Source organism: Pseudomonas sp. I2 (assembly GCF_040984075.1).
Taxonomy (GTDB): Bacteria; Pseudomonadota; Gammaproteobacteria; order Pseudomonadales; family Pseudomonadaceae; genus Aquipseudomonas; species Aquipseudomonas guariconensis_B.
Genome location: NZ_JBCGFQ010000023.1, coordinates 86,665 through 93,035 on the forward strand (window position 1 = coordinate 86,665; position 6,371 = coordinate 93,035).

A 6,371-nucleotide genomic window follows, 5' to 3' on the forward strand; every position below is an offset into this window, starting at 1 on the left:
CAAATGTTACAGACAAGTGGTGCGGCAACCTTACCGCCAGTACGATAGACACCGTGCAAAAAGCCTGCTGTTCCACCAGCCGGCCGTCTTCCCGACCCAAGGACATACCATGGACCGCGTGCGAAACCTCCTGGAACAGATCCAGGGACGCCTCGACGAGCTGAACAAGGCCGAACGCAAAGTCGCCGAGGTCATCCTGCTCAACCCGCAACAAGCCACCCGCTTCAGCATCGCCGCCCTGGCCCAGGCGGCCAAGGTCAGCGAGCCGACCGTCAACCGTTTCTGCCGCTCGTTCGGCGTCAGCGGCTACCCTGAGCTGAAGCTGCAACTGGCGCAGAGCCTGGCCAGCGGCGCCGCCTACGTCAGCCGCGCCGTGGAGGCCGACGACGATCCGGCCGCCTACACCCAGAAGATCTTCGGCAGCGCCATCGCCTCGCTCGACAGTGCCTGCCAGCAGCTCGACCCGCAGCAGGTCAGCCGCGCCGTGGACATGATGATCCAGGCCCGGCAGATCCACTTCTTCGGCCTCGGCGCCTCGGCCCCGGTGGCCCTCGACGCCCAGCACAAGTTCTTCCGCTTCAACCTGGCCGTGTCGGCCCACGCCGACGTGCTGATGCAACGCATGCTGGCCTCGGTGGCGCACACCGGTGACCTGTTCGTCATCATCTCCTACACCGGGCGCACCCGCGAACTGGTGGAGGTGGCGCGCCTGGCCCGGGAAAACGGCGCCTCGGTGCTCGGCCTGACCGCCGCCGGCTCGCCGCTGGCCAAGGCCTGCAGCCTGAGCCTGCACATCCCGCTGCCGGAGGACACCGACATCTACATGCCGATGACCTCGCGGATCATCCAGCTCACCGTGCTCGACGTGCTGGCCACCGGCATGACCCTGCGCCGTGGCGTGGACTTCCAGCCCCACCTGCGCAAGATCAAGGAAAGCCTCAACGCCAGCCGCTATCCCATCGAGGACGACGAGCTCAACTGAGCCGATGCGCCTGCAGGCGCAGGTGGGCACGCTGCCCCGGCGCCAGGCTCAGGCCCTCGTCACTGCCGCTGGCCGCCTCGACGCAGACGAAACGCTGGCACTCGCGCCCGCTCACGCCCATCAGCGGACGCTTGCCCGGGTGCCAGACCACGGTGTCGTCGCTGTCGCCAGTATCGATGCACAACGCCCGCTCCCAGGCCGGGTCCTGCAATTGCACCCGGGGTGTGCCCGGATAGACCTTCTGGCAACCACCCTTGAGCTTCAGGGCGCCGTCCTCGCGGCAGGCCTGGCGGTTCAGGCGGTCGTAGCCCTCGATATCCTCCAGCCCAGACAGCGCTATCTCCGAGACGTCGCTGATACGCCAGTAAGCCAGCAGCGCATGGCTCAACTGGCAGGGCTCGCTGTCCTGGTGCTCGGTGCTCAGGCGCAGCTCCATGCGGCTGTCCAGCCGCGCATGCAGGTCGACCTGCCAGTCGCACAGCTGCAGGCGCCACCTGAGGGTCACGCCTTCCTCGTCCTCGCGGCTGTCCATCAGCTTCCAGTCGAGCAACCGCGCCCAGCCGTGGGCCGGCCACAGGTCCTCGCTGGGGTGGCGGCCATACCAGGGCCAGCACACCGGCACGCCACCACGGATCGCACCGACCTGCGGCCACTGTTCGGCGCACCACAGCCAAGGCCGTTCGCCGGCCGGCTGGAAATGCAGCAGCTGCGCGCCCTGGCGGCTGAACACCGCCTGGCAACGGGGATGATCGATGATCAGCACATCGCGCTGCTGGTAACGCTCCCACTCGAAGGTCGGCCTGGGCCGCTGCGAGGTGAAGAAGCGATGGAGCGGATGTTCGGGCATGGTTGCAAGGCTCTTGTTGTTGAGATAGCGCTGTCTCGACCTGGGCCCTGTTGCCACTGCGGGCCAGTGGGAACAGGGTTGCCAAGAATGGATGGCGTAAATTTACAACAATTTTTCTCAGAATGACGACTGAATCTTCAGGCCCGCGACCAGCGCGTTGTCCACCTCGTCCACCCCGCCCGGGCTCTTGATGTATTGCAGGTTGGGGCGCACGGTCAGCCAGTTGGTGACGTGGAAGCCGTAGTACAGCTCGGCGTTGTACTCGGTGCGCTGCAGCGGCACGAAGCCTGGGTTGTCGTAGTCGTCGATGCCGCTGGCGGCATTGAGCTGCCCGGCGCGCTTCTTCACGTCGTCGTTGACGTGGATACGGGCGATGCCGAAGCCGATGTCATCCTTGGGCCGGGCATCGAAGGGCCCCTTGTAGACCAGGCCGAGCTGCTGGTAGTTGTCGATGACGTTGGTGGCCTTGTCGTGCACGGTGAAATTGGCGAACAGGCTCAGGCCACGATTGACGTCGCCGCCATGGGCGGTGACCTGCTGCTGCGCCACCACCCACCAGCCATGCTTGCTGGAGTGGGACTTGAAGTCATTGCCGGTGATGCCTTGGGGCTGGCCATTGACGTCTTCGTAGACATCGTCGGCCTTGGCGGTGCTGTAGTAGTAGCCCAGCCGGTACTCGCCCGGCAGGCCATTGACCTTCGGCGACCAGACCATCTCCACCGGCAGGATCGCCCCCTTGGTGCCGCTGCCGCTGAGCTTGAAGCCGTTGCCGGTCTCCAGGTTCGAGGGGTTCTGCTCGAAGGCGCCGACCTGGACGAAGAATTCCGGGTTGATGTTGTACTTGACCCGCAGGGCCCACTGGCTGACCGGCCAGTTGTACCAGATGCCACCGACCCAGTTGCCCACCTGAGAGCCACAGAACGCCAGGTTCTGGAAGTCGCAGGGGAAGCTGTTGAAGTCCTCGCCTTCGCCGAAGCGGCCGAATTTCACGTCCAGGGCGCCATCGAAGTACTTCTGCTTGATCCACATCTGGGTCAGACGCCAGGTCTGGCCACGTCCCCAGACCTCCTGGACCGAGCTGAACTGGCCGGCACGCGGGTCGCTGATGCGGTCGTTGGACAGGTTGCGGCCACTGCGCTCGGTGATCGCCAGCTTGAACTCGGCGTCATGCCAGCCAAGGATCTTCTCCAGGTCCAGGTGCGCGCCGAGGGCGAATTGGTCGCTGTAGCGCGCGGTCTTGTCGTCGTTGTAGCCACCGTGCAGGTTGCCGGCTACCTCGCCGACGTAGTCGAGGGTGAAATCGTAGCCTTTCTCCAGCAGTTCGGTGCGGGCTCCGCCCCAGTCACCGGTCATCCATTTCGACTCCGTCGAGAAGGCCTCGGCGGCCTGTGCGCCACTGCTGCCGACGATGGCCAGCATGGCCAGCGCCCCCAGCGTCCCGATGCGTTTGCAATGATCCATCCCTTGTTCCTCATTTCTTGTTATTGATGGTTTAGACGACTCAGCGCCCTTTGAAACGAGCCACGTTGTCCTTGACCACTGGGGCCGGCGTGGCCAGGTCCAGGCGTTCGCCGCTGACCGCGTCGAACAGCAGCACCCGCCCCGGATCGAACTGCAGGTTCAGGCTGTCGCCGACACGGCACGCCACATCCGGCGCCAGGCGGCAGCAGACCTTGGTCTGGTTGAGGGTGACGAACACCAGCAGGTCCGGCCCGGTGGGTTCGATGACCTGCACTTCAGCCCGGATACCCGGCAGGCCGTTGCCCTCCTCCGCCCCCAGGGTGATCTGTTCCGGGCGCACGCCGAGGATGATCTCGCGCCCGTCCAGCGCATCGTCCAGCACGCCGAGCGACAGCTCGCAGCGGGCCTGGCCGCTGTCGAGCAGGGCCAGCAGGCGCCCCTCCTGTTTCGTCAGGCGCACGGGAATGAAGTTCATCGGCGGCGAGCCGATGAAGCTGGCCACGAACAGGTTGGCCGGATCGTTGTAGATCTGCCGCGGCGTGCCGAACTGCTGGATGACCCCGTCCTTCATCACCGCCACCTTGTCGCCCAAGGTCATGGCTTCGATCTGGTCGTGGGTGACGTATACCGTGGTGGTCTTCAGGCGCTGGTGCATCAGCTTGATCTCGGTGCGCATCTCCACCCGCAGCTTGGCGTCGAGGTTCGACAGCGGCTCGTCGAACAGGTAGATCTTCGGCCGTCGCGCCAGGGCCCGGCCCATGGCCACCCGCTGCTGCTGGCCGCCGGAGAGCTGGCCGGGCTTGCGCCCGAGCAGGTGCTCGATCTGCAGGAGCCTGGCGACCCGCGCCACCTCCTCGTCGATGGCCGCCTGGGACATCTTGCGGATCTTCAGGCCGAAGGCGATGTTGTCGCGCACGCTCATGGTCGGGTACAGCGCGTAGGACTGGAACACCATGGCGATGTCCCGGTCCTTGGGGCTCATGCCGCTGATGTCGGCACCGTCGACGAGGATCTCGCCGCCGCTGATGTCTTCAAGGCCGGCGATGCAGTTCATCAGGGTCGACTTACCGCAGCCGGAGGGGCCGACCAGGATCAGGAACTCGCCGGACTCGATGGCCAGGTCGATCGCCTTGAGGGTATCCGGCAGGCCGCTGCCGTAGCGTTTGTTGACGTTGCGAAGTTCGAGCCGTGCCATGTGTCACCCCTTGACCGCGCCGGCGGTGAGGCCGCGCAGGAAGTATTTGCCAGCGAGGACGTAGACCAGCAGGGTCGGAAGCCCCGCGATCATCGCCGCCGCCATGTCGACGTTGTATTCCTTGACCCCGGTGCTGGTGTTGACCAGGTTGTTCAGGGCCACGGTGATGGGCTGGGCGTCGCCGCTGGCGAACACCACGCCGAAGAGGAAGTCGTTCCAGATCTGGGTGAACTGCCAGATCAGGCAGACCATGATGATCGGCACCGACATGGGCAGCAGGATCCGCCCGAAAATGGTGAAGAACCCCGCCCCGTCCAGACGCGCCGCCCGCACCAGGGCCTCGGGCACGCTGCAGTAGTAGTTGCGAAAGAACAGCGTGGTGAAGGCCAGCCCGTAGACGATGTGCACCAGCACCAGGCCGGTGGTGGTGCTGGCCAGGCCCAGCTTGCCGAGGGTGAACGAAGCCGGCAGCAGCACGGTCTGGAATGGCAGGAAGCAGCCGAACAGCAGCAGCCCGAAGAACAGCTGCGAGCCACGGAAACGCCACATCGACAGCACGTAGCCGTTGAGCGCGCCCACCAGGGTCGAGATGAGCACCGCCGGCACGGTGATCTTCACCGAGTTCCAGAAGTAGCCGCCTACCGTGTCCCAGGCCTTGAGCCAGCCGATACCGGTGACCACTTCCGGCCAGCTCAGCAGGTTGCCGGTGCGGATGTCGTCGGGCGACTTGAAGCTGGTCAGCAGCATCACCACCAGCGGCACCAAGTACAGGGCGCAGGCGGCCAGCAGGGTGGCATGGATTGCCAGGCGGCTGGGGGAGAACCAACGCGGGCTAGTCATGGCGCTTGTTCCTCAGTTCCGAATACAGGTAGGGCACCAGGATCGCCAGGATGGCGCCGAGCATGAGGATCGCACTGGCCGAGCCCATGCCCATCTGCCCGCGGCTGAAGGTGAAGTTGTACATGAACATCGCCGGCAGGTCGGAGGCGTAACCCGGCCCGCCGGCGGTCATGGCGGCGACCAGGTCGAAGCTCTTGATGGCGATGTGGGCGAGGATCATCAGGGCGCTGAAGAACACCGGGCGCAGGCTCGGCAGGACGATGCGCAGGTAGATCCTCGGCAGGCTCGCGCCATCGACCTGGGCGGCACGCACGATCGACGAGTCGACCCCACGCAATCCGGCCAGGAACAGCGCCATGACGAAGCCCGAGGCCTGCCACACGGCAGCGATCACCAGGCAGTAGACGACCCGGTCCGGGTCTACCAGCCAGTCGAAGCGAAACCCCTCCCAGCCCCAGTCGCGCAGGAGCTTGTCCAGGCCCAGGCCGGGGTTGAGCAGCCACTTCCAGGCGGTGCCGGTGACGATCATCGACAGGGCCATGGGGTAGAGGTAGAGGGTGCGGATGACGCCTTCGCGGCGGATGCGCTGGTCCAGCAATACCGCCAGCAGCACGCCGACGGCCAGGCTGATGGCGATGAACAGGCCACCGAAGACCAGCAGGTTCTTGCTGGCGACCCACCAACGGTCGTTGTCCAGCAGCTTCAGGTACTGGGTCAGCCCGGCCCACTTGTAGCTGGGCATGAAGCTGGAGTGGGTGAAGGACAGCACGAAGGTCCAGAGGATGTAGCCATAGAAGCCCACCAGGACGATCAGCATGCTGGGGGCCAGCACCAGTTTCGGGAGCCAGCGCTGCAGGGCGTCCAGGGGGGAGGCCCGCAGGGTTGCGGTTACTGTGTTCATGAGGAAATCCTGCTGGGGTGCATGGATTTATGGAGTGCGGTGTGAGGTATTGCCGATTTGGGGGGGGTGGGGGGGGATATGGCGGCACAGAAACAGTGTCGTTTAAACAAAAACCAGCCCCCCAGAAAAAAGGGAAAGCGGGTTT

6 protein-coding genes are annotated in these 6,371 nt (G+C 65.1%); 1 reads left to right on the forward strand and 5 read right to left on the reverse strand.

The features are described from left to right. Positions 1-118 precede the first annotated feature (118 nt). Complete coding sequence (gene hexR / locus WCE05_RS13920; protein WP_225787460.1) at positions 119-982, forward strand: DNA-binding transcriptional regulator HexR; 864 nt, start codon at positions 119-121, stop codon at positions 980-982. On the opposite strand, the gene WCE05_RS13925 is transcribed toward hexR, so the two are convergent. From WCE05_RS13925 to WCE05_RS13945, 5 genes are all read right to left on the reverse strand, one after another. Beyond that, entirely contained in the window at positions 975-1,829 is an 855-nt protein-coding gene (locus tag WCE05_RS13925) for a D-hexose-6-phosphate mutarotase (RefSeq protein WP_225787229.1), read from the reverse strand. The two genes, hexR and WCE05_RS13925, sit on opposite strands and share 8 nt — an antisense overlap. Positions 1,830-1,946: 117 nt before the next feature. Next, the gene (locus tag WCE05_RS13930) at positions 1,947-3,248 is read right to left on the reverse strand and encodes a carbohydrate porin (RefSeq protein WP_225787459.1); all 1,302 of its coding nucleotides are present in this window, start codon (positions 3,246-3,248) and stop codon (positions 1,947-1,949) included. 82 nt (positions 3,249-3,330) lie between these two features. After that, the gene (locus WCE05_RS13935) at positions 3,331-4,485 is read right to left on the reverse strand and encodes an ABC transporter ATP-binding protein (protein WP_225787228.1); all 1,155 of its coding nucleotides are present in this window, start codon (positions 4,483-4,485) and stop codon (positions 3,331-3,333) included. Positions 4,486-4,488: 3 nt separating this feature from the next. Further along, positions 4,489-5,325 carry a carbohydrate ABC transporter permease gene (locus WCE05_RS13940; RefSeq protein WP_368816061.1) on the reverse strand — a complete coding sequence of 279 codons (837 nt, stop codon included), beginning with the start codon at positions 5,323-5,325 and terminating at the stop codon, positions 4,489-4,491. Further along, positions 5,318-6,226, reverse strand: coding sequence for a carbohydrate ABC transporter permease (locus tag WCE05_RS13945; protein WP_368816062.1), 909 nt, complete (start codon positions 6,224-6,226; stop codon positions 5,318-5,320). The genes WCE05_RS13940 and WCE05_RS13945 overlap by 8 nt, the downstream gene beginning before the upstream one ends. Positions 6,227-6,371: the final 145 nt, after the last annotated feature.